Source organism: Gallaecimonas mangrovi, assembly GCF_003367375.1.
GTDB classification, from domain to species: domain Bacteria; phylum Pseudomonadota; class Gammaproteobacteria; order Enterobacterales; family Gallaecimonadaceae; genus Gallaecimonas; species Gallaecimonas mangrovi.
On record NZ_CP031416.1, the window covers coordinates 3,926,916 to 3,951,191 of the forward strand.

The following is a 24,276-nucleotide window of genomic DNA, read 5'->3' on the forward strand; positions in this document are numbered from 1 at the left end:
CTTTAGCGCACTACGCCTTGGCGCAACTGGCAGGTATCACGCCGCGGCGGCGCGCCAAAAAAACGTGCGTATTCGCGGCTAAATTGTGAGGCGCTTTCATACCCTACCCGCAGGGCAGCGCTGCCGGCGTCCATGGCCTCGTTCAGCATCAATTGCCGGGCCTCAATAAGCCTGACCTCTTTTATGTATTGCAGCGGGCTTGTGCCAGTGACATTGCGAAAATGCTGGCGAAACGACGAAGGGCTCATATTAGCCATGGCAGCTAAGTCGTCTACCGCCGTGTTCTCGGCAAAGTGCGCTTTCATCCAGGCGATAACCTTGGCCACCCTTTGTACCGGCGAACCTAATGACACCAGCTCCCTTAACATTGCACCACCCGGGCCGCAAAGCAGCCGCACCATGATCTCTTGGTGAATTAGCGGGGCGAGCTGTGCTACCAGAGCGGGCTGCTTGGGCAACGATAACAACCGCACCAGAGCCGCTTCAATATCGCTATCGCCGCTAAAAACCCGCATGCAGCGGCAGCCCCCGGCTGGTGTTAAATTCATTGGCAGCTGCGTGGCTAACTGGGTTAACAGTAATACATCTAGTTCCAACCACACTCCCAGAAAAGGCGTCTGGATGCTTGCCTCGGTCACTTGGTTGGTGATGGGTAAGTCGGCGTTAGTAATCACCATGGTGCCGGCACTAACCTGAAAATGCTCGCGCCCCACCATCAGGCTTTTCCCGCCCTGCACCGTGATGCCAATGCCGAACAGAAACATGCAAGGAAAGGGCGGCGTTTTTTGCTGGTAACGATGCAGCCTGACCCCCGGTACCGGCGAAGATGACTCACCGTCGCTTTCAATCAATTCGGTCAGTAGCTGCACTAGCGACGTTGTGGCCATGTTAAGTCCGGCATGCAAAGACAGAATTGACTCTAGCATAGGCAGGCTAGAGCTTTACCCAAAGCAAGGTAGTGTTGTTGGTTTAGGCAAAAATATGCTCGCTTTTGACAACCGCTTTCAGAGCCAAGCGCGCCATGATGAATACCTACTCCCCCTCTGGCCGATAGCCAAGGAACCGTTATGAAAAATGTATTGATCATCAACGCCCACCAGCATTATCCGGATATCTCGCCAGGCCGGTTAACGCGCTACCTGGTTGAGGTTATTGCAGACACTCTGCAAGGCCAGGGCTTTGCAGTGCGTCACAGCCATATCGACAGCGGTTATGACGTGCAAGAAGAGCTGGATAAACACCTGTGGGCAGACGTTATTATTCTGCAGGCGCCCGTTAACTGGTTTGGCGCGCCCTGGAAGCACAAAAAGTACCTAGATGAAGTATTTAACGCCGGCCTTGCCCAGCAGAGCCTGATAGCAACCGATGGCCGCAGCCGCCATGATCCCAGCCGCCAATACGGCACCGGCGGCCTGATGCAGGGCAAATCCTTTATGATGTCACTCACCTGGAATGCCCCCGCTGCCGCCTTTGGTGACCCAAACCAGGTGCTTTACCAGGGTAAAACCGACCACGACGCCTTTTTGCATATCGCCGCTTGTTACCGCTTTTGTGGCGCGGCCATCGTACCCACCCACTCGTGCTTTGATGTAATGAAAAACCCTGACATTGCCGCGGATGTAAAACGGCTCAAGGCGCACTTAGCAACGCATTTTGCTGCCTCAAACATCACTACCCAGGCGGGCTAGTTAGAGCTGGCTACGCACCGGCAGCCAGGACAAAACATGGGCCATAAAGCGCCGCCACACCGTGGCTTGCGGTTCGGTGGACTCGGTCCATACTTGGCCGGCAATTTGCCGGCGCCAGACCAGCTTTTGCCCGCAAAAGGTTGGCTGCCAGCTTTGACTGCCGCTGATATAAGGCGTCAGTAATTGCTGCAGCTGCGCCGCCAGCTCAGGGCTGTCTATCAGCAAGCCCATCTCGGTATTGATAAAAATCGAGCGCGGGTCAAGGTTGAAGGTGCCAACAAAAAAGCGGTGGTCATCGTAGCTGATGAGCTTGGCGTGCAGCCCCGACAGGCTGCCGCTTTCCTTGCCGCCGGGCAGTTCAGCATCAACCGCCAGTTCCGATAGCGCAATGTCGGCACTGAGCATGGCTTCACGCTGGGCGGCGTAACCGGTATGGGCCAGTACCACATCATTGGCCGCCAGGCTGTTGGTCAGAATGTGGGTTTCAACGCCGCTGCCTTCCAACATGCCCATCTGCGCCAAAATCTCATTAGAGGGCACCAGATAGGGGCTGACCACCGTCAGCTTGTGGCGAGTATTACGGGCCTCACGGGCCAGGGCCAGGGCGGTGTGCGAGCCCATTTTACGGTGACTTTTTCGCAGCGGATGCACCTTGGAAGGCAGGTCATACAACACCTGCATCTCGGCGCTAACCAGCGGCTTTTCCAGCACATTTTTGGGAAGGCTATCTAACAGTGCCTGGCAGTGCGGCTGGTCCCAAAAGGCGTTGAGCTTTTTAAAGGCCTGCCGGGCTTCGCGCCTGAGTGGCCTAAGGGTGATTAGCTGCGACACCGGCACCGACCATTCGGCGTTGTAGAACAGGTCAAAGGCCTCAGCGACCTCTTGGGCGATGTCGCCCACCGCCAGCACGTCCATGTCTAAAAAGTTGCGCCTGGGGTGCAGGCCAAAATATTCATCGCCAACATTGCGCCCCCCCAGCACCACCGCTTCACCGTCGACGATCAGCGCTTTGTTGTGCATGCGGTGGTTAGCACGGGAAAAGTCCCACAGCCATTCCAGGGGGCGAGTAATGGGGGTAAGCACCCGGCTGCCAAAGGGGTTAAATAGGCGAATGGCCACATTGGCATGCACATTCAGGCGGGCGATCAGCGGGTCGTCCTCGGTGTGCACATCGTCAATTAACATCCGCACCTGCACCCCTTTGTCGGCCGCACTTAACAGCGCCGCCAGCAACAATTTCCCCGAGGTGTCGCCCCGCCATTGATAGTACTGGGCATCAATACTGATCTCGGCGCGGCGAATAAGCGCCAGCCGCACCGCCAGGGCGTCTTTGTTGTCGGCCAACAGCCTGGCGCCCTTACCCAGTTGCTGCTGCCAGGGGCGGTTAGCGGCAGGGGGCAGACGGTTTGACAGCACCCTGGCAAAACGCGGCACCCGGTTGACGGCGCCAGCCACCAACAACGACAGCGACGTTAACCACCAGCGCAAGCCGCTCAAGCGCCTTCCTCAACCTTTGCCACACCGTCACCCCAATAGCATCTGCTCTGCAACATCATGAGATATAACATAAACAACTAACTGCTTGTTCATTTCTCCTTAAAGTACATAGGGCAACCTTTAGGAAGTCTGTCAGCGCAGCAAAAAGGAGCTGCTAAGCTGAGCTGGCACCGACAGGGTTCCTGTTGTAAGGAAAATGACGTATCCAAGGAGTGGACATGAAAAAAGCACTTTGCGTGTTGGCGCTGCTGCTGTGCAGCTGTGCCCAAACCCCGAATAAAGCCAACCAACCTCAATTCGATGCCGTGGTCACCCAAGACCAATTGGATAACAGCCCGGTAAAATCGCCGGTTCTGCATCGCGTGCAAAGTATTGCCATTGCAGACCTTTCAGCCTTTTTGGTGAATACACCGCTGGAAAATCAGCGCCTGTACGATGCCATGGTCAAAGAAACCACAGCGCTACTGGCCGACGACACCCGCTACCGCCTGGTTGGCCCGGCGATGTTTGCCAAACAGCTTAGAGACATGAAAGTGTCGCTGGACCTTGGCAGCATGAGTGAAGACGAAATTAATCAAATCTTGGCCAAAGCCGGCTACGCCTTGGGCGTGCATGCGGTGGTGGTGGTAAACCTTAAAGACGGCGACCAAGACACCCACTGGTTGCAGGTGCCGCAGCAAGCCAAGGTTACCGCCGCCATGACGCTGCTGCGCACCCGCATCTATATGCCGCTTTGGCAGCAACGCGAAGCCATTGCCTGGAACGATAGCAACCATGGGCTGGCCGAAGTGGCGCAAGATAACCTTGATAGCGAAGTCAAAACCGTGCTGCAGCCGCTGGTGCAGGCGTTTCGCCACGATTACCAGAACTAAGCAGCTCATTACTAAGGCCAAACCAGAACAAATTAATAAATGCGTTACAATGTGATAACAATATCGACGATTGCAGGTGTACTCCTTGCGGCAATTGAGTCTGCGCGTACAAATCGCCATTGTTATCACCGTTATGGCCATTGCACTGGCTTGGCTTTTTACCGTTTTTACTGCCTACCAGAGCCGGCATGCGCTGGAGCGTTTATCCGGCCACTTGCTGGCGCAAGATGCGCAAATTCTGGTGGACCAGCTCGACCAGGACCTTGACACCCAACTGCAACTTTTTGACTTTGCTGCCGCCCTGCCCGGCCTGCACGCGCCGTTAAAAGAGGATGTTGTCCGCCAAGTATTAAAGGCACTGGCGCAGCAGCTACCCAAGCTGCAATGGCTGGGGCTTATGGACAGTAGCGGCAAGGTGCTCTATGCCGCCGACGGCAGCTTGGAAGGCCGCTCCCTGGCCGACCATACGCTGTTTTTACAGGCCAAAAACCAAAAAAGTGGCGTCGACAATGTTGCGGTGATTGGCGCTGCGATTTCCAAGGCTCACATCCAAGGTGCGCAGTCGCAAATGGATATCTCGGTGGCGCTGTTTAATACCGATGGCCAGCTTAGCGCCGTGCTGGCAGGCCAGCTGTCTTGGAGCTGGACTCACCAAGTATTCCAAGCCTTAACCCTGCCAGAGCAAGACTTTAGCAACCTGGATTTGTTGTTGATGGATAAAAGCGGCCTGGTGTTGCTGGGGCCGGAACCCTGGTTGGGTAATACCTTTTCGCCAGCCAACCTAACCACCTTGTCACAGCACCGCTGGGCAACCTTGGCAGAGGGCGATAAGTCCTATTTGAGCGCCCTTGCCAAAAGCCGCCACAGTGAACCCGGCTGGCAAATTGTGCTGCGCCAACCCGCTGATAGCAGTGCCCAGGCCGCCTCGCCCTTTATTGGCCGTTTGGTTTGGCTAAGTGTGGTGATAAGCCTTATCACCGCCGGCCTTGGCTGGTGGCTGTCGGGGCGCATTAGCCGCCCTATTGCCCGTATTGCCCGCGCCGCTGACCGCCTGGCCGCAGGCATTCCCAGCCGCATTCCCAACGCCAAAGGCTCACGGGAAATTGAGGTACTGAGTCAATCCATTACTGAACTGGTAGCAAGCTTAACCCAGCACCAGTCGGCGCTGGGCGCCATGGAGTCGCTGGCATTAAAAGACACCCTAACCGGCCTTCCCAACCGCAGCGCCTTAATGAAATTCATGAACGGCCAGCATGAGCCGGTGGTGATGTTTTACATGGACCTAGACGGCTTTAAAGGCATTAACGACAGCTTTGGCCACCAAGCCGGTGACTTGGTACTAAAAGAGGTGGCCAAACGGCTTAATCACAACATTCGCGAGGGCGATATTGCGGTGCGCTTAGGGGGCGACGAGTTTTTGGTGGTGCTTCAGCTCAGTGCCCATAGCCAACCCGAACAGGTGGCGCAGCGTATCCTCACCGCGGTGGCTAGCCCCATGGCCAGCCACTGGGGCGAATTAGCGGTGGGTTGCAGCATTGGCGGTGCCTTTTGGCCTAAAGACCATGACGACCCGAAAACTGTGATCGCCATGGCCGACCAGGCGCTCTATATGGCCAAATCGGCTGGCAAGGGCCAAGTGGCCTTTTATCAGAACCAGTTATGAGGCTTAACATGCTTGTTTAAGAAGTCGAGATAAGCCTTAGCCGCCTTAATACGATTGGCTTTTTTAGTAAAGCCATGGCCTTCATCAGCAAAGGTGAGGTATTGCACCGCCACTTTGCGCTTTTTAAGGGCCGCCACCAGTTGCTGACTTTCCACCGGCAACACCCTGGGGTCGTTCATGCCTTGCAGCACCAATAACGGTTTGGTGATGTTATCGGTATGAAAGAGTGGCGATATACGCTCCAGGCGGGCTTTGTCGGCCACAGGGTCGCCCATTTCTGAATACAAGTAGGCTTTGTAGCTTTGCCACCAGGGCGGAATGGAAGCCAAGGTGCGCACCCAATTGGTGACACCAAATAAATCAATACCCGCGCTGAAGGTGTCGGGGTGAAAAGCCAGCGCCGCCACCGCTAAGTAGCCGCCATAACTGCCGCCCATTACCGCCACATGCTCGCCGTCTGCCCAGGGCAGGGTTTTTACGTAGTCGCGGGCACTCACCACATCGGCCAAATCGCCTTCACCGTGCTGCTTGTCGTCCAAGTGGAAGAAGGGTTTGCCGTAGCCAGAAGAGCCGCGATTATTGACCGCCAGCACCCCATAGCCATGATTCACCAGATACTGAATAACGGCATTGTAACCATGGCGGCTTTGGCCGCCGGGGCCGCCATGCAGCCACAGCACCATCGGTACTTTATCGCTGCTTGATGCGGTTTGCGGCTTGTATAACAGCGCCGGAATGGTGAGGTTGTCGGTGCTTTGAAAGCGCACCACCTTGGCGGCGACCAAGCGGTTTTTATCGATACCCGCGCCCAGGGCATGGGTTAGCTGGCGCAGCTTGCCAGAGGGTAAGTCCAGTGCATAAAGGTCGGCCGGGCTGGTGTCAGAGTCGAGGTAAAACAGCAAGGTTTTATCGTCATTGCTGAAGGTCACATCACTGATATCGCCCTTGGGCAGCGCCGGCAGCTGCAGACGCTTACCGGTAAAACGCTGATAAATCTCTAAGCGGCTATGGCCGTCTTCATTAAAAGATTGAATGCGATAACGCCCTGAATGGGAAAAGGAAAAATGGCTGATATCCCAATGGTCACTGGCCACCTGTTCCTGGTTGCCGGTGAGTAAATGGTGCGACCACACCTGCTTAAAGTTGCTAAAGGCGTCGGTAGCAAAATACAGGTAATGGTTGTAAGGGCCGAAGGTTAAGGCATTAAAGTTGGCCTTTTCACCGGGCAGGTCGCCAATGAGCTGCGGCGTTTTATCGGCAGATTCTAAATCCACCAGATACAAGTCGCTGTCGGCGTTGTTATTGATGCGGCTGAGGGCCAAAAAGCGGCCATTACCGCTAATGCTGCTGATAGCAAAGGCCTGAGTGTTGTCAAAGATCCGCTGGCGCTGGTAGCTACTGGCATCGTAGCGGTAGAGATCCATGACGTTTGGGTCGCGCTCGTTACTCAGTACATAGAAGCTGCGGCCATCCTGGCTGAAGGCTAAAAATTCGGCGCGGGCATTGGGGTCGGGTATCAAGTCATGTTGGCCAGCATCGTCATCAACATAGAGGTGGTAAATCTCGTTGCCACCCTTGTCACGGGTAAAGAGGAAACGGTTGTCACCTGGAAACCAGCTTACCGCATAGGTAGATTGCTGGCTTTGGGTGAGGGCCTTGTCGGTGCCGTCGGCAACGTTAATGGCATGCACATTAAACACACCGTTTTTGTCGCTGCTCACCAGCGCTTGCTTGCCATCTTCTGACAGTGACAGGTTCTGGTAGTTAACGCTGTCAAAAAAGGCGTTGGCATCATAGCTGGCAGGCTTATCGCCATGGCAGCCGGCCAGCATCAAGCTCGATACCACGAACAGCAACAAAGAACGCATCGAGAGGCTCCATTTTAAAAAGGGCAGCCAAAGAAGGTGTATGAAGGCTAACGGTCTGTCAAGAAAGGGAAACTAAGGCCTCAGCAAGCCAAGGCCTTAAGGTAATTAACACACCTGGGTGTGAGTATCGAGTTTGTCTTCTAGCACCAGCCGCAGTTTGTCGCCCTTGTTGAGCACGCCAACGCCTTTAGGGGTGCCGGTTAGCACCAGATCGCCCGGCTCTAAGGTGAAGGTTTGGCTTATCAGTGCCAACAAGCTGAGAATTGGGGTGATCATTTGGCTGGAATGGCCGTCTTGGCGCAACTCGTCGTTTTGATAGAACTGGTAGTGAATGGCGCCAAGGTCGTCAAAGCCTTCGGTGCCTACCAGTTCGGTTACCACACAGCTGCCGTCAAAGGCTTTGGCCAGCTCCCAAGGGTGACCCTTTTGTTTAAGCTCGCTTTGCAGTTCGCGCAGGGTTAAATCTAACGCCAAACCGTAGCCGGCAATGGCGTCTTTGGCCTCGGCTTCAGAAGCCTTGGTAAGCGGCTTACCAATTACTACCGCCAGCTCGCACTCGTAATGCACCGGGCCACGACTTTCGTCCAGGGTAAAAGCATCGTCAGCCGGGACAATGGCGCTGGCCGGTTTCATAAACAGTAATGGCCGCTCAGGCACGGCATTACCCAGCTCTTTTGCGTGCTCGGCATAGTTACGGCCTACACAGACCACCTTACCCCTGGGCCAAGCCAGCGGTTCACCGGATTTCCACTTAAGCTGCATTTCGGGTTCCTCCCACAATAAGAGCAGTTGTTGTACTACGGCCTCTGTTCCGGCACAAGCTAACTGAATCGCTGCTGAGCGGCCTTTGGGGCCCTGGGAAGCAATTACCGAAACGCCGGTAATTTTTTCATGGCGGCCGCTCGCGCCGCCACCCATGAAAACGTTAACCAATTGATTTTAAATCATTTAAAAAGTTGGCACAGCTCTGGCAATAGCTAAAGCGACAACGTTCGCAGATCCCAAGGAGGAGCTTATGCGTTTTAAGAAAACTGTACTGACTGCTATCACCCTGACCACTTTAGCTGCTGCCCCTGCGATGGCCGCCGGTAACTGGAAAGGCGAAGCCAAGGATGCCTGGTTGGACGGTAAGCTGGAAACCGCGCTGATGCTCAACACCGAGCTTAACGCCTTTACCATCGACACCAAGGTTTCCCATGGCGAGGCAACACTGAGCGGTACTGTGGGTAGCGACGTCGAGAAAGAATTAGCCGGTCAAATTGCCGAAAATGTTGATGGCGTCAGCGATGTCGACAACAACATCAAGGTAAAAGATGGCTACAAGGGCGACAGCCACAGCGATGGCAAAAGCTTTTCACGCACCTGGCATGACGCCACCATCACTGCGGGCCTGAACATGAAGTACGCCGCCAGTGACAACTTGAGCGCCATGGATATTAATGTCGACACCGACAACGGCGTAGTCACCCTGAAAGGGACCGTGAAAAACGACGCCGCCCGTGACCTTGCGGTAGCCATGGCCAAGGGCTACGACAATGTGGTCGACGTCAAGGATGACCTGAAGGTCACCCAGTAACCGGTGCATCGCCATGTTTGGTACTCATGACTCGCGGTTGGTAAATGAATTAATTGCCGTCTGTGTCGACGGACGGCAGTTTTACCAATATGCCGCCAAGCAAGTCGATGACAGTGACCTGAAATCTCTGTTTCGCGACATGGCCCATATCCGCGCGGATATTGTGCGTGACTTGAGTAGTAAGGTCGAAGACATGGGCGAAAAGGCCGACCACCGCGGTACCTTAGCGGGCAGCATGCAAACGGTGTATACCGAGCTTCGGGCGCAACTGAGTGACGATGCGAAGTTTCAATACGTCACTGAGCTCGAAGAAGCCGAAAACCGCACCCTGTGCCGCTTTAAGGAAGGGGTTAGAGAACTGGAAAGCAAGCCGTTGGCAAGGGATGTTGCCGACTGCCTAGCCACCATTCAACTGACCCACGACCGTATGAAGGCCATTAAAGACGGCCTGTCGGCCCGCAAACACTGAGGTGTTACCCGGTAAAAGCGCAGCGTAAAGCTGCGCTTTTTGCGTTTTTGCTGATAAAGCGCCAGCGGTTAATCGCTGGATCATCGCCACTTTGTTTTACTACTTACCCGACACGGAAGAGGACAGCGATATGGCGCGCCTGCATCTGGTTACCGACGATTTGTCTTTGGCTCAGCAACTGGCCGAGCCCTTGCGCCAAGCCGGTTATCACCTTAGCCAAAGCACCAGCCTGGATGAGCCCTTTCGGGCCGACTTGGTGATTTATGGCCCCAGCCGTTTTGACGAAGCCGACTACCGGCTGTTTCGCGCGCACCCGCTTGCCCACCAAGCCGACTGGTTGTTAGTGAGCGACGGCGCCCCGAATCCCTGGCTGGATAAGCTAATGCGCCGCGGCGTGGCCTATCACTTTCGTAAGCCCTTGGACATTAACCACCTCACCGAGGTGCTGGGGGAATTTAAGGAAGAACTGGCGCTGCAACAAGAAACCCCTACCAGGGCGCCCTTAAGCTCGAACCTTGACCAATTTGGCTTATTGCTAGGGTCAAGTGAAGTGATGCGCCGCCTGTATCGGCTTATTCGCCGGGTGTCGCAAACCGAAGCCAACGTGCTTTTGGTTGGCGAAAGCGGCAGTGGTAAAGAACTGGCCGCCCGCACCATTCACCAGCAAAGCCCCCGCGCCACCGACCCTTTTGTTGCCGTTAACTGCGCCGCGCTTTCGGCCGAGCTGGTTGAAAGCGAACTCTTTGGCCATGTCAAAGGCGCCTTTACCGGCGCTCTTAAAGACCACATTGGCTTTTTCGAGCGAGCCAGCGAGGGCACCTTGTTTTTGGACGAAGTCACCGAGATGCCGCTGGAGCTGCAAAGCAAATTACTGCGGGTCCTGGAAACCGGTGAATTTCGCCGGGTTGGCAGTGACCAGGTGCAACACACCAAGGTGAGGATAGTTGCCGCCACCAATCGCAGCCCTGACGATGCCATTGATGGCGGTTACCTGCGTGAAGATCTTTACTTTCGCCTGGCACATTTTCCCATTCAGCTACCGGCGCTGCGCGAACGGGGCGATGACATTGTTGAACTGGCCCGCCATTTTCTGGCCTATCGCAATGTCGAAACCGGCACCGATAAAGCCTTTACCCAAGGCGCTTTAGATGCCATCGCCCGTTATTCTTGGCCTGGTAATGTGCGCCAATTAAAGCACTGCGTTGAGCGGGCCCATATTCTGGCGGCAAATGAAATTGGCCTGGCCGAATTACCCGACCTCACCGAAAAGACACAAACACCCAAAGACATTGCCCCTGGCACTTCGTTGAAAGACGCCGAGCGCACCCTGATTTTGGCGACGTTAGAGGCCTGCCAGCAAAATAAAACCCAAGCCGCCGAGCAACTGGGGGTAAGTGTTAAAACCCTCTACAACAAGCTTGAGCGCTACCAAACGCAGCCCAGTTCTCAAGAATAAAAAAGCCCGGCACCCGCCGGGCTTTTTTATGGCTTCACGCCATTGGGAACTTTTTTCAAAACCGTCTGTGCTTTTTGCAGATACCGCCCAGCCCAAAAAACACAGCAACCAAATAAAATCAATAACTTAAAAACTGGCACACATGCTGCAACTTATGTTGTGAACCCCCAAAATTCAGGAGGAAGCATGTTACGTTGGGCATTGATATTTTTGATTGTTGCACTGGTAGCAGCCGCTTTTGGTTTCGGTGGTATTGCTGGCGCCGCAGCCGGTATTGCCAAGATCCTGTTCTTTGTCTTTATCGTGCTGCTGGTGATTTCGCTGCTGGTACATGTGGTGCGGGGCGGCAGTCCCAGAGTTTAGGTAAGCCAGCGTTCGGGCGGCCTGGCCGCCTTCATTCCACTGAAGGAGATGAATGATGAATCGCGACATTACAGCCGGTAAATGGCGCCAGTTTAAAGGTAAGGTCAAAGCCCAGTGGGGCAAGCTCACCGATGATGACATCGAGCAAATAGACGGCCACTCGGAACGCCTTATCGGTAAGTTGCAAGAGCGCTACGGTATGGCAAGAGATGAAGCCGAAAAGGCGCTGCAGCGACTGTCAAAATAGCTAAAACCGGCCTAAGGCCGGTTTTTTTTAGTGCTGCTTTCGGTGGGCACCGCCACATTCATGCGGCCATTTTTATAGTCGATGGTCAGTACAAAATGCTTAATAACATCAAAACCTAACAGCCCCCTGACCCGAGCATTATCAATGCGGGTAAGGGCGGAGCCATCGTTAAGACTGTCGGTGGCGTCATAGCGGCCGTCGGTCGGTACCGTCACAGCCACATTCTCAACCTGGTAGGGCCCGAAAGTCAGTACCGGTAGCCGAAAGGTGTCATTAAGCACTTTGTTGTTAACCCCTTGCGCTACCACCTGCTGGCTGGCAAAGGTTTTTAGCCAGCCTTGCGCTTGCACTAAAGAGTGCGACAACAATAAGCCGCCGCTATTGCCGGTATCCAGCACCAGCCACACCGACTTTTGATCATTGAGTTTGGTTTTGACAATAGGAAAGCCACCGGCGGCAGTACGCATCTCTATATTGCTGTACCGATTCATATCCAATGAATCTCGTGTGATAAGGCGCATACGCTGGTTGGGGTAATCAATTTGAAAGATAAATTTGTCGAAAAAGCCCGCACCCAATAACAGCCCCAGGTTTTTATCTCCTAAAGCGACAGAAACGAGATGATCCATCTGCCAATGCGCGCCCATTAACTCAACACCAACATCGTTAAAGCTCTGTTGGCGCTTAGTGCCAAAGGCGCCTTTGACTAAAACCGCAGAGCCTTTGGAAAGCTGCATATGGTTCGCTTTGATAAAAGCCGTATTAATGCCGTTGATCATGGCTCCGGAATCTAAAACCACGTTGGTTTTGATGCCGTTAACCGTTACCGGCAAGGTAATGTGGCCGTTATAAAGCGTGAAGGAAAACCAAGGGGTAACCGCAGCGGAGGCAAAAGCCGAAAAAAGGAGGAAACACAAGGCAGTAAAGCGTAACCATAGCACCATCATCTTGTCCTTAAGAATTGCTTGGGTTTACTCATAATAAGCTGATTAAAAAAATAAATTTATCGATTTATACACAATATGCTGCGCTAATCATGGTTTCGCTTATGCTGGGCGGTAGCCTATTGAGGCCTTTCACTCATCAAGGGTTATATGGACCTTTTTCTTGCCACATTGCTATTTGCCCTTTCCGCGTCCATTACCCCTGGGCCTAACAATGTCATGCTGATGTCGTCGGGCATGAATTACGGCGTGCGGGCAAGCCTTGGCCACTTGTGCGGTGTGTGCTTGGGGTTTCCGGTGATGTTGGTGCTGGTTGGTTTTGGCTTTGGTTTTATCTTTGAACGTTTTTCGCACTTGCACCAATTAGTGAAATTACTGGGCACCCTTTATCTGCTGTGGCTGGCCTGGAGGATAGCCAGCCAAACACCGAAAGCCATTAAGGCGGGCCATGCCAAACCGCTGGGGTTTTGGCAAGGTGCTGCCTTTCAGTGGATCAATGGCAAGGCTTGGGTGGTTGCTTCTAGCGCCATTGCCGCCTTTACCTCCAGCGAAGGTGCCATTGGCTGGCAGGTATTGGCGATCACCCTGGCCTTTTTCCTGGTGTCTTTTCCCTGCGCCGGATTTTGGCTACTGGGGGCGCGGGCCTTAGCCGGGTGCTAAAAAATCCCCATGCCCACCGCCTCTTTAACGTAGCAATGGGCTTACTGCTCGCGGTATCGGTGGTGCCACCCCTCATCGAGCTGTGGCACTTTTACTTTTAATCTTTGGCCGGCTCTGCCGCTAACCGCCCCGTGGCAAGGCCGATAACAAAAGCGAAGTCGCGGGCCGTTTCCTTAAAGCGCAAATAGCGGCCGGATAAGCCGCCATGGCCTACCTCAAGTTCGGTTTCCAGCAGCAGCAGATGCTGATCGGTTTTTAGCTCGCGCAATCTGGCAACCCATTTGGCCGGTTCCCAATAGGCCACTTGCGAATCGTGCAGGCCGGTGCGCACATAAATGTGCGGGTAGGACTGTTGGCGTACGTTGTCATAAGGGCTGTAGGAGAGCATTAAGAAGTAGTCAGACGGGTTGTTGGGGTTACCCCATTCGTCGTACTCGCCGGTGGTCAGCGGCAAGCTGTCATCCAGCATAGTGCTGACCACATCAACAAAAGGCACTCCAACCAAGGCGCCTTTGTAAAGCTCTGGTGCTTCATTCAGCACCGCGCCCATTAACAGGCCGCCGGCGCTGCGGCCCTCGCAAAACACCTTATCAGCTGCGCCCCAACCTTGTGCAATCAAGCCTTGAGTGGCGTCAATAAAGTCATGAAAACTATGCCATTTGTGCTGGCGACGGCCGCCTTCATACCAGGCGCGGCCTTTTTCCTGGCCGCCACGAATATGCGCTACCGCCAATACAAAACCTTGGTCAAGCAAGCTGAGCCTAGCAACCGAAAAGCCCGGATCAATACTGATGCCATAGGCGCCATAACCTTCCACCAACAGTGGGTTTTGACCTTTTACAAAGCCGTCTTTTCGCCACACTAAAGTGACCGGTACCTTTGCGCCGTCACGAGCACTGACTTCAATACGCTGGCAGTCATAAAGGGTCAGATCGCAATTGGGCAAGGGCCGGGTTTTCAATAGGGTTTTGGTTAAATTAGCTTCGATACGATAAAGGCTAGGGGCTTGTACCGGGCTTTGATAACCCACCACCAGCTCGCTGGTATCATCACTGTGCCCTAGCCAAACGTCTTGAACCTCGGCGTCCCATGCCAATAGCTGGCTCTGGTTGCCGGCAAAAACGCGGATGCGAGACTGCCCTTCATAACGCTCCAAAAGCGCCAGGCGGCCTTGTAGGATGTCAACATCTTCAAGCAGTACGGCAGGGTCGTGTGGCTGGCGTTCGGCCATGTCATCAGGGCCAGTGCCCAGCAACAACTTAAAGTTGGGCGCCTTTTCATTGCTCAGCACCACAAACTGGCTATCTAGGCGGTCAAGGCTGTATTCAATACCTTCACGGCGTGGCCAAAATGGCTTGGGGGCATCATCGCTGCCATCAAGTGGCAGCAGCCGCACCTCAGCGGTGAGGGTCGCGGCACAGGACAACAACAACCATTGGCGGTCGCGACTTTCCCCCATCCCCAACCAGAAGGTGTTGTCTTCTTCTTCGTACAGTACTTGCGGCGCCTGGCCAAGGCGCTGGCGGTTAAGCTGATAGGGCAGCAGGCTGTCGTCTAGGGTCAGATAGTAAAGGCTTTGGCTGTCGCTGCCCCAAATAAGCTCACCGCTGATGTTGGGAAAGCTTTCCTCAATGGCACTGCCGCTTTCTAAATCGATAAGCTGCACTTCATAACTGCGATCGCCGTTGTGGTCAGTACTGTATGCCAGCAGGCGGCCGTCCGGGCTAATGGCCATATCACCTAATGAGAAGTAGCTAGCATTGCCTGCCAACACATTGCCATCGAGCAGTAGCTGCCACTCATCCTGCGCTGAGCGGCGTCCCTCAATCAACGCATACTCTTTGCCATCAAGGGTACGTTCACGCAGCTGCCAACCATAGTCCCACCAAGGCAAACTGACATCTTCAGGGGCAATGCGCGAACGCATTTGCTGATAAAGCTGTTCTTCTAGGGCCTGATTGCTGGCAAGTACCGATTCGGCGTAGCTGTTTTCTGCTTTGAGATGGGCAAGGACGTCGGGGTTTTGCCGGTTATCGTCCCGCAACCAATGATAAGGGTCCTGTCGCTGGTGGCCGTGTTGGCTATGGATATAAGGCTTTTTCTTGGCAACAGGGGGCATAACGGCTCCGACAAAGGTTTTAGGCATTATGCCCAAGCGTTTGCCATCACTAAACCTCTTACTGGCTATCGGTAACGGTTAATCAGCACCTTAAGTGCCCCCTCAGAGAAGCCAAGATGCTTAGCGGTAATAGCACCTACGTCATTTATTTCATAGAGCACCGGCGATAACTTGGCATCCATGTAAAGTTGTTTTGGGGCAAGATGGGTTTTCACTATCACCATGTCGGTATTGGCTAATTGCGCCGGCTTGGGAGGTGTTTCACCGGCAAAAGTGATCACCAAAAACGGTACGTGCTCTTGCTTACCCATGTAATTAATTAACGTTTCACAAGGGGGGCAACCTTCAACATAGGGCATAACCAGGGCTTTTCTCGTTAAAACTTGGCCGAGCTGAGTGTGTAAACTACCCACCACCACTGGCACTGTTAGATCTAACCGCTTGTGCAGGTTGTGACTTTTTTCTTCCTCCACTAACGGTGAAAATGTGGCTGGCGAACTGAAAAAAAAGCCAATTAATCGCTGCCCTAAGCTGGTTTTTAAAAACACAGCAGTGACCAACACCATTAATAAAATAGCGAAGCTTATCTTGGCAAAGCGTTCGATTAATTGGCCCGCTGACATCAAAAAATACTTCCATTGAGCAGCAATTTAGTAATGGCCTGATTACGGTTTTCACTTTGAGTTTTAGCCAAAACATTATTTAAATGAAAGGAGGCAGTTCTTTCAGCAATATTGAGGATCTTTGCCACTTCCCAAGTGGTTTTTCCTTCCGAAACCCATTTTAAGCACTCTTTTTCTCTAGGGCTTAACTTCGGATATTCTGCTTCATCTGAAAGAATACGGTTTGCCTGCTGGTGATATACAGCAAAAAGAGCGGCCAGATTATCTACCTCATAGGCAAAGCGTTTGGCATCTTCGCTGTGATTAAAAAACAACGTCAAGCTGCCGTAAGACAATCCCACCCCATGTACCGGACTTACCATAGCTGCCAGCTTTTCGTTTCTAATAGCCGATTGGAAGTTGGCTTTTAACAAAGGCAGCAAAGGTGTGACCAGAGTATGGTCAGATGCATACTGGGCAACCGGACATTCCGAGGTTTTGGTTTGCGTTAGGCTAGCGCCCCATTCAAAGGGCAAGTTATGCAGGCTAAGTACTTCATGGCGGGTGAGCGTCAACGGGCGGTGCAGTGCAAACCAGTAATGACTGGCCCCCAATTCCTTACTCAATTCGGCAAGGCAATTACTCAATTCTGCTCGGCTCTCAACGGTTCTAGCTTGAGAGATAAGATGACCAAAATGCTGCTGTTCCATGTGCCTTTCCTCTGTGTGTTCCAACAGGTCTTTACACTAGAGAGACCGCTTCCACGCATCTACACACAACAGCGGATTTCGAGGTGATTTTTGTTGGTCACACAAAGGTCACACGCTTAAAATAAACGTAAGTCATTGATAAAAAATGGTTTACCAACAAGACTACCGTAGCATTTACCCTTTCAACAACTTCTGATAATAATACGGTTATAGAGGACTCAATTGGCACATGGCGTGTTTAAAATAGGGCGTTTTTACCTTAATACTGAACAAAAGACCCTGTTGGATGAACACCAGCAGGAGGTGAGCCTAGAGGCCAAAGTTCAGGAAATACTGCTCTATTTGTTTGAGAACAGGGATCGCTACGTCACCCTGGAAGAGCTGCATGACAATGTTTGGGCGGGCCGTGTTGTCAGTGACTCTGCAGTCAGACGCGCCATAAGCAAGTTGAGGAAACTGCTAGGCGACCAGGGAGAACCCGCTCATTACATCAAATCGGTAGTTAAGAAAGGCTATAAGTTTGTTTGTGATGTTGAAGAAACTGAAGACTTAGTACCAGAAAGTCAATTACGACCGAAAGTAAAGAAAAAAAAGCCTATTCTAAAAAAAATTGGTTTTTATTTTCTCTATCTATTATTGATTTCTATAATTGTTGTTCTATTTAAAGCTACTTTTTTTAGGCTTGAGACATTAGACCAAAATGACGTTTTATTTATAAGCCGTGATCTCAATAGTGGTGATCTTACCTATGTGGGTTTCTCATCAAGCGATATGAGATATCAACTATTTTACAGGAAACATGGTGGCGATGAAGATCATATTATCAGGTCTTCAAGTAATCCTTTAATGTATCCATTTTCTTCAGGAGATAGTGTTTGGGTTGGATGGCAAAATAAAGATAAATGCGGATTGTTAAAAATATCGAAAATAAAAAATAGCACTGAAGAAGTAAAAATTGACTGTGAGATTCTTAGTCATATCTCTAGGGTTTCAGAAACAGAACTCTTAATTACTATGAAAAAAGATAACAATAATAAATTCTTATCTTATCTGTTTGATACTAAAAGTTTATCTCTAAAAATAATACCTGAAACCGATAGCAATGTTCCTTTTATTGCAGCATTATCACCTAACAAAAAAATATTAGCTCTTACAGAGAATAGTTCCACAGGTTCTATACTTAGACTGGTTGATATTAAACGGCATTTACAATTAAGAGATAATACACTCCCAGAGAACATTATCCAATTGAAATGGAATGGTTCATTATTGAAAATAGCAACAGAGCACAAGCTGTTCTCTTTAGATTCTCACACTGGAAAAATAACTCAATTTGAAGTTAGACCAAACGTCACGATAAAAAATAGAATTATTGATTTTTGCTTTAATACTAATAAAAATGTGCAATCTCTAAATGATAATAACATTGATATTAAAAGGTATCAAAATACCTACCTACTCAATGAAAACAAAATAACGTTTATTAAGTCTATTTCTCAAGATCCTAATAGGAAGTATATTGGAGATAATAAAGAAATTTACGAGGATGTAGAGAATTCAAATTATTTTCTTAAAAAAGAAAATAGTAATAGTATTATCCTGAAAAGTAATGTTCCAATAAAAATGTTGGATACGAACAATGAGAATAAATCAATATTATTGTCAGCATCAAATCAACTATTCATATTAAATTCTTCATCAGGAGTCATAGAATATAATACTAACTTTAGAAGTAACGTAAAGCAGGCTATCGCAGTTCCCAACATGCCTGCCTACTGGCTCATAGTAGAAACTCAAGCCGGCTGGCAAACGTTGCTATGGAATTACGGTGAAAATAAACTGACAACCATCGCATTAAATGAGCGTTTTAGGTTTAAATTACAGAATAAACTTTATTGGGTTGATAGTAGAGACAATAAACTCAAGACACAAAGTGATAATGAGCATAGCTCTACGGTTAGTGGCTTATTGCCCTTAACAGACGATACTCAATGGGTAGTCGATGATGATCATAATATATGGTTTTCTATATCAAGGCCTTATGGAGAAGAAATCTATGGTCTTAAAATAGGAGAAGAGACGCCTCATTTCCAAGTAAGAGTTAAAGGGTTTATATCTATGCGTATAAAGAATAAAAAACTAATAGTTGAAGTTGAAAGTAAACCAAACACTGTATTATCTAGTTCAATGAAGATATTCACATTATAGATGCCGGTACTTATTTATACCGGCATCTATAAAAAATCATGAACTTCTAGTGATTAAGCATAGCATTGCATCACTACCCACATTTAAACAATAAGAAATAGACTGAATAATGTTGGTAGAATCATCACCGGAAGATGTTTTCGCTAAAACGCTTGGTGTGGTAATAGCTCCCATAACAATAGATATAATTAAAATAAATTTCTTGAGCATAATCAATCTCCATGACCTTTAAATTTTTAATACTTTCTAATATTAAATCTGCTTTGCGCCTCTAGCGTCCTGTAAAAAAGCCCTGCTCTTATCGGCAGGTCGGCGCCAACAGTAGAAGAAAATTCGATATGAGTCAGTGCCTTATTTGCAATTGATGTAGCTTGTATCTAGCCACATCTCGATGCAGCGAACAGTGCCCAGGCCATAACCGTCTTCATCATCACAATTTTGGCGGTAGTGTTCAGCAAGAGCAGCCAGTTGGCGCTGGCATCGCAGCAGGAAGGCATCAATAGATTCATCTGGTGCCAGAGTCAGTATCTGTTGGCATTGAAGAACGGCTGCTAACTCAATATGGCCAACATTTCCCCAGTGCCAAGACTCACTGATCTTCTGTTGTGCCAGGTTTCGTTGCTTAGCCAGCATCCGGCCCGCTGCTTTGATGAGCTTTTGCCGTTGATACCTTTGCCAAAGACCCATCTCGCCTTCCCCAACGCCTGAATTGAACCCGCTGGCCATCAGCGATTAATGCTAATGCCATAATGTGCTTCCACTATGCGTTTTATAGCGTAGGAAAAGTCGTCAAAAGCGGTTTAAGCTATGGCTGTCTGTACACAAATAAGCCAGTTTTTACCGGCCTTTGGGCGATTATCTACCAACGGTAGGGATCAAACGATAAAGACACTGGCGAAAAAGCGTGCTGGCGATGTATACATTGAAAACAACTGCAATGATTCCCATACGTTTCTTTACATCACTTTACGGCATGGGGCTTGGCCGGGATGAAAGAAACACGCAAGCTATCGATGCGCGCTTTTCTGCCTTCCAAAGACGAAGATTCATATGACAAAACTGACCTTACTTTCAGGCCTGCTGGCACTGACCTGTACCTTGGCAGCCTGCCAGGACCAAAAATCTGAGCATCACTCTCAAGCAAAAATTGAAGTCGGCGTTGTCACTCTTAAGGCAACTACTATCCCGCTGGACACCGAACTGCAAGGCAGGCTGACAGCCTCCCTCTCTTCTGACGTTCGCCCTCAGGTCAGCGGTATTATTGAAAAGCGCCTGTTCACCGAAGGCAGCCAGGTGAAAAAAGGCCAGCTGCTCTATCAGCTGGACCCTGCCACCTATCAGGCAGCCTACGACCAGGCGAAGGCGAATTTATTAAATGCCCAGGCCACGGTCACTGCCGATAAGCTCAAAGACGAGCGTTACCAGTCGCTGCTTCAAGACGAAGGCGTTTCGAAGCAAGATGCCGACGACGCCCACGCCACTTACCTTGCCGCCAAGGCCAGCGTTGCCAGTTACCAAGCCGCCGTTGAAAGCGCCCGCATTGACTTGGATCGCACGAAAATCAAAGCCCCCATTTCAGGCTTTATTGGTATTTCCAGCTATACACCTGGCGCCCTAGTTACCGCTGACCAAGACGACGCTTTGGCCACCATTCGCGCCCTTAACCCCATTTATGTGGATTTAACGCAGTCTTCCAAAGAACTCTTAAAACTGCGTAAAACCCTGGATCGCAAAACCGTAGAAAAAGGTACCGCTGCGGTCACCCTGACCCTTGAGGACGACTCCACTTACCCGCTGCAGGGCAAGCTGCAAATGAAGGAAGTCTCGGTCAACGAATCCACCGGTTCGGTGACCTTGCGCGCCGAGTTCCCTAACCCAAATGGGGTATTACTGCCTGGTATGTTTGTTCGCGCAAAAATTAATGAAGCAGTTGATAAAAAAGGTATTTTGGCCCCGCAGCAAGGGGTTATCCGCGACAACGACGGCAGCGCTCACGCCTGGTTAGCGGTGGATGGCAAAGCCAAGCGGGTAGAGGTCGTTACCGAACAAGCCATTGGCGACAAATGGGTGGTTTCTTCCGGTTTGCATGACGGCGACAAGCTCATTGTCGAAGGTACCGACAAAGTCACTAACGGCGACGCCGTTAACGCCGTTGCCGTCAAACTCGACAGCAGCACAGGGGGCCAGTAACCGATGTTGGCCCGTTTCTTTATCGATCGCCCCGTCTTTGCGTGGGTGATTGCGATCATCATCATGATGGCGGGGGTCTTCGCCATCAATACGCTGCCGGTGGCGCAATATCCCGACGTGGCACCACCAACCGTTTCCATATCTGCCACCTATACCGGTGCCGATGCCAAAACCGTTGAAAACAGTGTTACCCAGGTACTAGAGCAGCAATTAACCGGTATCGATGGGCTGCTGTATTTCTCGTCCACCAGTTCTTCGGCCGGCAAGTCTTCCATCAAGGTAACCTTTGAGCAGGGCACCGACCCTGACACCGCCCAGGTACAGGTGCAAAACCAGGTATCACAGGTGGAATCACGGCTACCCACCTCGGTTCAGTCGCAGGGCATCACCGTTAAAAAGTCGCAAAGTGACTTCTTGATGATCTTTGCGTTGTACGATTCCACCGACCGCGCCACCTCAAACGATGTGGCCGACTACTTGGCTTCCAACATGCAAGACACCATCGCCCGTCTCGACGGTGTGGGTGACGTGCATGTATTTGGAGCCCAGCACGCCATGCGTATCTGGCTGGACCCAACCAAACTGGCCGCCTATGACCTAATGCCTTCCGACATTACCAGCGCTCTTGAAACACAGAATGCGCAGCTGGCTGCCGGCAGCATTGGTGGCATGCCCACCACCAACGACCAGGAACTTAACGCCACTGTGACTGCCCAGTCGATGCTGCAAACGCCCGAGCAGTTTCGCAACATCATCGTTAAGCACAACTACAAAGGTGCCGACGTTAAGCTGAGCGATGTGGCCAAGGTCGAAATGGGTAGCGAAAGCTACAACTCTATTGCCCGCCTTAACGGCCACCCTGCCTCCGGTATGGCCATCATGCTGGCGCCTGGTGCCAACGCGCTTAGCACCGCCGAGCGCGTTAAATCCGCCATCGCCAGCATGAAAAAAACACTGCCGGCCGGCTACAAAATTGGTTACCCCAAGGACAGCACCGCCTTTATCAAGGTCTCCATCGAAGAAGTGGTAAAAACCCTCTTTGAAGCCATCGCGCTGGTGGTGGTGGTGATGTTTGTGTTCTTGCAAAATTGGCGAGCAACGCTTATCCCCGCTATTGCCGTACCGGTGGTGCTACTGGGAACCTTTGGGGTGCTGTCGGTATTTGGCTACTCCATTAATACCCTCACCATGTTCGGTATGGTGCTATCGATAGGGCTGTTGGTGGATGACGCCATCGTGGTGGTGGAAAACGTAGAGCGGGTGATGCGAGAAGAAAAGCTCGACCCGCGCCGCGCCACCATTAAGTCAATGAAGGAGATAAGCTCCGCCCTGATTGGTATCGCCGTGGTGCTGTCGGCGGTATTCCTGCCGATGGCGTTTTTCGGGGGTTCTACCGGCGTTATTTACCGCCAGTTCTCGATCACCATTGTCTCATCGATGGTGCTGTCGGTTATCGTGGCACTGACCTTAAGCCCGACCTTGTGCGCCACGCTGTTAAAGGCCCATGACGCCGACCACACCAACAAGGGCTTATTCGGCTGGTTTAACCGCACCTTCGACGCCATGCTGGCCAAATACAGTGGCCGGGTCACCAAAGTGGTCCATCAGCCGGTGCGCTGGATGCTGGTGTACGGCGTTATTGTGGCGCTGCTGGCCATCTTGATGGTGCGGCTGCCTACCGGCTTTTTGCCCACCGAAGACCAAGGCGATGTGATGGTGCAGTTCAACCTGCCCACTGGCGCCTCTATCAAACGCTCTATGGCGGTAGCCAAACAGGTTGAAAACTACTTCCTGACCGACGAGAAGAAAAACCTCAACACCCTGTTCACGCTGTCGGGATTTAGCTTTGGCGGTAACGGTCAAAACGCCGGTATGGCTTTTGTGTCCTTGAAAAACTGGGACCAACGCCCAGGCGAGGAAAACACCGCTAACGCCGTGGCGATGCGGGCTATGGCCAACTTGAGCAAAATTCGCGATGCCCGGGTTTTTGCAATGACACCGCCAGCCGTACACGGCCTTGGCCAAAGCGACGGCTTTAGCTTCCAGTTGCTGGCCGCTGCCGGTACCAGCCGTGACAAACTCACCGAGCTAAAAGAGCAGCTCATTAAAGATGCCCGTAAAGATCCGCTGTTAACCGGTATTCGCGAAGGCACCTTAACCGACACGCCGCAGCTGAAAGTCAACATTGATGACGCCAAAGCATCGGCGTTAGGTCTTAGCCTTTCCGACGTCACCAGTACCTTGTCTACCGCCTGGGCGGGTAGCTACGTTAACGATTTTCTCGATAACGAACGGGTTAAAAAGGTCTACGTGCAGAGCGAAGCCAAATACCGATCTTCACCAGACGACCTGAAATATTGGTACGTTCGCGGTACCGACAGCGACGGTGACGATGTCATGACACCGTTCTCGTCCTTTGCTTCAGTGAAATGGACCTCGGGGCCACAAAGCTTAAGCCGCTTTAATGGCAGCTCTTCTTTTGAGTTGGAAGGGACCGGTAACGGCATCAGTTCCGGCGAAGCCATGAACGAAATCGCCCGTTTGGCTGACGCCTTGCCAGGTAAGGCCGTTAGCTACGCTTGGAGTGGTTTGTCTTACCAGGAAAAGCTATCCAGTGGCCAAGCCACCTTGCTTTACACCATTTCCATTTTGGTGGTGTTCTTGTGTCTGGCCGCCCTTTACGAGAGCTGGACAGTGCCCTTCTCGGTACTGCTGGTGATCCCACTTGGGGTGATTGGTGCCGCTTTGGCAGCCACCATCCGCGGCCTTGAGAACGACGTTTACTTCCAGGTTGCTCTGCTAACCACCATTGGTTTGTCGTCGAAAAACGCCATTTTGATCATCGAGTTCGCCGAGGAGGCTTATGAAAACGGTAAATCCGCTTTCGATGCCGCCTTGGAAGCAGCGCGCCTGCGCCTGCGGCCCATTTTGATGACCTCGCTGGCCTTTATCTTCGGTACCTTGCCACTGGCGGTGTCTACCGGCGCCGGTGCCAACAGCCGAATTTCCATCGGCTCTGGCATGGTGGGCGGCACCTTAACCGCCACCTTGCTGGCCATTTTCCTGGTACCGCTGTTCTTCGTACTGGTCCGCCGTGCCTTCCCAGGCCGCCGACCGGTTTATGAAGACGATGATATTTAAGAG

General features: G+C 51.6%; 22 protein-coding genes. 12 read left to right on the plus strand and 10 right to left on the minus strand.

The window, feature by feature from the left end:
• Nucleotides 1–2: 2 nt before the first annotated feature.
• Nucleotides 3–887: an AraC family transcriptional regulator gene (locus tag DW350_RS18700; RefSeq protein WP_115720391.1), complete on the minus strand. Its 885-nt coding sequence runs from the start codon at nucleotides 885–887 to the stop codon at nucleotides 3–5.
• A 180-nt stretch (nucleotides 888–1,067) separates the two neighbouring features.
• On the opposite strand from DW350_RS18700, the gene DW350_RS18705 reads away from it, so the two are divergent.
• Nucleotides 1,068–1,688, plus strand: coding sequence for an NAD(P)H-dependent oxidoreductase (locus DW350_RS18705; RefSeq protein WP_115720392.1), 621 nt, complete (start codon nucleotides 1,068–1,070; stop codon nucleotides 1,686–1,688).
• Here the strand turns inward: DW350_RS18705 and DW350_RS18710 are convergent, their stop codons facing one another.
• Nucleotides 1,689–3,185, minus strand: coding sequence for a phospholipase D family protein (locus tag DW350_RS18710; RefSeq protein WP_115720393.1), 1,497 nt, complete (start codon nucleotides 3,183–3,185; stop codon nucleotides 1,689–1,691).
• Nucleotides 3,186–3,403: 218 nt separating this feature from the next.
• Between DW350_RS18710 and DW350_RS18715 the strand changes: the two genes are divergently transcribed.
• Both DW350_RS18715 and DW350_RS18720 read left to right on the plus strand, forming a co-directional pair.
• Nucleotides 3,404–4,057 (plus strand): hypothetical protein, encoded by a 654-nt coding sequence (locus DW350_RS18715; protein WP_115720394.1) that lies wholly within the window; start codon nucleotides 3,404–3,406, stop codon nucleotides 4,055–4,057.
• An 85-nt stretch (nucleotides 4,058–4,142) separates the two neighbouring features.
• A complete protein-coding gene (locus DW350_RS18720) occupies nucleotides 4,143–5,720 on the plus strand; it encodes a sensor domain-containing diguanylate cyclase (RefSeq protein ID WP_115720395.1) in 1,578 nt (525 codons plus the stop codon).
• On the opposite strand, the gene DW350_RS18725 is transcribed toward DW350_RS18720, so the two are convergent.
• The gene (locus DW350_RS18725) at nucleotides 5,705–7,588 is read right to left on the minus strand and encodes a S9 family peptidase (RefSeq protein ID WP_115720396.1); all 1,884 of its coding nucleotides are present in this window, start codon (nucleotides 7,586–7,588) and stop codon (nucleotides 5,705–5,707) included. The two genes, DW350_RS18720 and DW350_RS18725, sit on opposite strands and share 16 nt — an antisense overlap.
• A gap of 105 nt (nucleotides 7,589–7,693) precedes the next feature.
• Nucleotides 7,694–8,350 (minus strand): fumarylacetoacetate hydrolase family protein, encoded by a 657-nt coding sequence (locus tag DW350_RS18730; RefSeq protein ID WP_115720696.1) that lies wholly within the window; start codon nucleotides 8,348–8,350, stop codon nucleotides 7,694–7,696.
• Nucleotides 8,351–8,603: 253 nt separating this feature from the next.
• On the opposite strand from DW350_RS18730, the gene DW350_RS18735 reads away from it, so the two are divergent.
• From DW350_RS18735 to DW350_RS18755, 5 genes are all read left to right on the plus strand, one after another.
• A complete protein-coding gene (locus tag DW350_RS18735; protein ID WP_115720397.1) occupies nucleotides 8,604–9,164 on the plus strand; it encodes a BON domain-containing protein in 561 nt (186 codons plus the stop codon).
• Between the two features lie 13 nt (nucleotides 9,165–9,177).
• Nucleotides 9,178–9,633, plus strand: coding sequence for a PA2169 family four-helix-bundle protein (locus DW350_RS18740; RefSeq protein ID WP_115720398.1), 456 nt, complete (start codon nucleotides 9,178–9,180; stop codon nucleotides 9,631–9,633).
• 130 nt (nucleotides 9,634–9,763) lie between these two features.
• The gene (locus DW350_RS18745; RefSeq protein ID WP_115720399.1) at nucleotides 9,764–11,089 is read left to right on the plus strand and encodes a sigma-54-dependent transcriptional regulator; all 1,326 of its coding nucleotides are present in this window, start codon (nucleotides 9,764–9,766) and stop codon (nucleotides 11,087–11,089) included.
• Between the two features lie 186 nt (nucleotides 11,090–11,275).
• Nucleotides 11,276–11,452: a DUF1328 domain-containing protein gene (locus DW350_RS18750; RefSeq protein WP_115720400.1), complete on the plus strand. Its 177-nt coding sequence runs from the start codon at nucleotides 11,276–11,278 to the stop codon at nucleotides 11,450–11,452.
• A gap of 55 nt (nucleotides 11,453–11,507) precedes the next feature.
• Nucleotides 11,508–11,699, plus strand: coding sequence for a CsbD family protein (locus tag DW350_RS18755; RefSeq protein WP_115720401.1), 192 nt, complete (start codon nucleotides 11,508–11,510; stop codon nucleotides 11,697–11,699).
• 11 nt (nucleotides 11,700–11,710) lie between these two features.
• Here DW350_RS18755 and DW350_RS18760 read toward each other — a convergent pair whose 3' ends face one another.
• Nucleotides 11,711–12,646 (minus strand): aspartyl protease family protein, encoded by a 936-nt coding sequence (locus tag DW350_RS18760; RefSeq protein WP_115720402.1) that lies wholly within the window; start codon nucleotides 12,644–12,646, stop codon nucleotides 11,711–11,713.
• A gap of 147 nt (nucleotides 12,647–12,793) precedes the next feature.
• Between DW350_RS18760 and DW350_RS18765 the strand changes: the two genes are divergently transcribed.
• Nucleotides 12,794–13,303 (plus strand): LysE family translocator, encoded by a 510-nt coding sequence (locus DW350_RS18765; protein ID WP_319018102.1) that lies wholly within the window; start codon nucleotides 12,794–12,796, stop codon nucleotides 13,301–13,303.
• Nucleotides 13,304–13,400: 97 nt separating this feature from the next.
• On the opposite strand, the gene DW350_RS18770 is transcribed toward DW350_RS18765, so the two are convergent.
• The 3 genes from DW350_RS18770 to DW350_RS18780 all read right to left on the minus strand — a co-directional run bounded on the left by DW350_RS18770 (nucleotide 13,401) and on the right by DW350_RS18780 (nucleotide 16,734).
• Nucleotides 13,401–15,422 carry a S9 family peptidase gene (locus DW350_RS18770; RefSeq protein ID WP_192954747.1) on the minus strand — a complete coding sequence of 674 codons (2,022 nt, stop codon included), beginning with the start codon at nucleotides 15,420–15,422 and terminating at the stop codon, nucleotides 13,401–13,403.
• 65 nt (nucleotides 15,423–15,487) lie between these two features.
• Nucleotides 15,488–16,045 (minus strand): hypothetical protein, encoded by a 558-nt coding sequence (locus tag DW350_RS18775; protein WP_115720404.1) that lies wholly within the window; start codon nucleotides 16,043–16,045, stop codon nucleotides 15,488–15,490.
• Nucleotides 16,045–16,734 (minus strand): helix-turn-helix transcriptional regulator, encoded by a 690-nt coding sequence (locus DW350_RS18780; RefSeq protein ID WP_115720405.1) that lies wholly within the window; start codon nucleotides 16,732–16,734, stop codon nucleotides 16,045–16,047. The genes DW350_RS18775 and DW350_RS18780 overlap by 1 nt, the downstream gene beginning before the upstream one ends.
• A 222-nt stretch (nucleotides 16,735–16,956) precedes the next feature.
• Between DW350_RS18780 and DW350_RS18785 the strand changes: the two genes are divergently transcribed.
• Nucleotides 16,957–18,942 carry a winged helix-turn-helix domain-containing protein gene (locus tag DW350_RS18785; protein ID WP_115720406.1) on the plus strand — a complete coding sequence of 662 codons (1,986 nt, stop codon included), beginning with the start codon at nucleotides 16,957–16,959 and terminating at the stop codon, nucleotides 18,940–18,942.
• Nucleotides 18,943–18,978: 36 nt separating this feature from the next.
• On the opposite strand, the gene DW350_RS19570 is transcribed toward DW350_RS18785, so the two are convergent.
• Nucleotides 18,979–19,152, minus strand: a complete 174-nt coding sequence (locus DW350_RS19570; protein WP_192954748.1) for a hypothetical protein — start codon at nucleotides 19,150–19,152, stop codon at nucleotides 18,979–18,981.
• A 141-nt stretch (nucleotides 19,153–19,293) separates the two neighbouring features.
• Entirely contained in the window at nucleotides 19,294–19,629 is a 336-nt protein-coding gene (locus tag DW350_RS18790; RefSeq protein WP_152033016.1) for a hypothetical protein, read from the minus strand.
• 363 nt (nucleotides 19,630–19,992) lie between these two features.
• Here DW350_RS18790 and DW350_RS18795 point away from each other — a divergent pair, with 363 nt between their 5' ends.
• Complete coding sequence (locus tag DW350_RS18795) at nucleotides 19,993–21,132, plus strand: efflux RND transporter periplasmic adaptor subunit (protein ID WP_115720408.1); 1,140 nt, start codon at nucleotides 19,993–19,995, stop codon at nucleotides 21,130–21,132.
• A 3-nt stretch (nucleotides 21,133–21,135) separates the two neighbouring features.
• Complete coding sequence (locus DW350_RS18800; RefSeq protein ID WP_115720409.1) at nucleotides 21,136–24,273, plus strand: efflux RND transporter permease subunit; 3,138 nt, start codon at nucleotides 21,136–21,138, stop codon at nucleotides 24,271–24,273.
• Nucleotides 24,274–24,276: the final 3 nt, after the last annotated feature.

Bases quoted from the DNA above. Each gene is read 5' to 3' on its own strand.
- DW350_RS18700 (WP_115720391.1), bottom strand. From the start codon at position 887: ATGGCCACAACGTCGCTAGTGCAGCTACTGACCGAATTGATTGAAAGC.
- DW350_RS18705 (WP_115720392.1), top strand. From the start codon at position 1,068: ATGAAAAATGTATTGATCATCAACGCCCACCAGCATTATCCGGATATC.
- DW350_RS18715 (WP_115720394.1), top strand. From the start codon at position 3,404: ATGAAAAAAGCACTTTGCGTGTTGGCGCTGCTGCTGTGCAGCTGTGCC.
- DW350_RS18725 (WP_115720396.1), bottom strand. From the start codon at position 7,588: ATGCGTTCTTTGTTGCTGTTCGTGGTATCGAGCTTGATGCTGGCCGGC.
- DW350_RS18730 (WP_115720696.1), bottom strand. From the start codon at position 8,350: ATGCAGCTTAAGTGGAAATCCGGTGAACCGCTGGCTTGGCCCAGGGGT.
- DW350_RS18735 (WP_115720397.1), top strand. From the start codon at position 8,604: ATGCGTTTTAAGAAAACTGTACTGACTGCTATCACCCTGACCACTTTA.
- DW350_RS18740 (WP_115720398.1), top strand. From the start codon at position 9,178: ATGTTTGGTACTCATGACTCGCGGTTGGTAAATGAATTAATTGCCGTC.
- DW350_RS18745 (WP_115720399.1), top strand. From the start codon at position 9,764: ATGGCGCGCCTGCATCTGGTTACCGACGATTTGTCTTTGGCTCAGCAA.
- DW350_RS18750 (WP_115720400.1), top strand. From the start codon at position 11,276: ATGTTACGTTGGGCATTGATATTTTTGATTGTTGCACTGGTAGCAGCC.
- DW350_RS18755 (WP_115720401.1), top strand. From the start codon at position 11,508: ATGAATCGCGACATTACAGCCGGTAAATGGCGCCAGTTTAAAGGTAAG.
- DW350_RS18760 (WP_115720402.1), bottom strand. From the start codon at position 12,646: ATGATGGTGCTATGGTTACGCTTTACTGCCTTGTGTTTCCTCCTTTTT.
- DW350_RS18765 (WP_319018102.1), top strand. From the start codon at position 12,794: ATGGACCTTTTTCTTGCCACATTGCTATTTGCCCTTTCCGCGTCCATT.
- DW350_RS18770 (WP_192954747.1), bottom strand. From the start codon at position 15,422: ATGCCCCCTGTTGCCAAGAAAAAGCCTTATATCCATAGCCAACACGGC.
- DW350_RS18775 (WP_115720404.1), bottom strand. From the start codon at position 16,045: ATGTCAGCGGGCCAATTAATCGAACGCTTTGCCAAGATAAGCTTCGCT.
- DW350_RS18780 (WP_115720405.1), bottom strand. From the start codon at position 16,734: ATGGAACAGCAGCATTTTGGTCATCTTATCTCTCAAGCTAGAACCGTT.
- DW350_RS19570 (WP_192954748.1), bottom strand. From the start codon at position 19,152: ATGCTCAAGAAATTTATTTTAATTATATCTATTGTTATGGGAGCTATT.
- DW350_RS18790 (WP_152033016.1), bottom strand. From the start codon at position 19,629: ATGGGTCTTTGGCAAAGGTATCAACGGCAAAAGCTCATCAAAGCAGCG.
- DW350_RS18795 (WP_115720408.1), top strand. From the start codon at position 19,993: ATGACAAAACTGACCTTACTTTCAGGCCTGCTGGCACTGACCTGTACC.
- DW350_RS18800 (WP_115720409.1), top strand. From the start codon at position 21,136: ATGTTGGCCCGTTTCTTTATCGATCGCCCCGTCTTTGCGTGGGTGATT.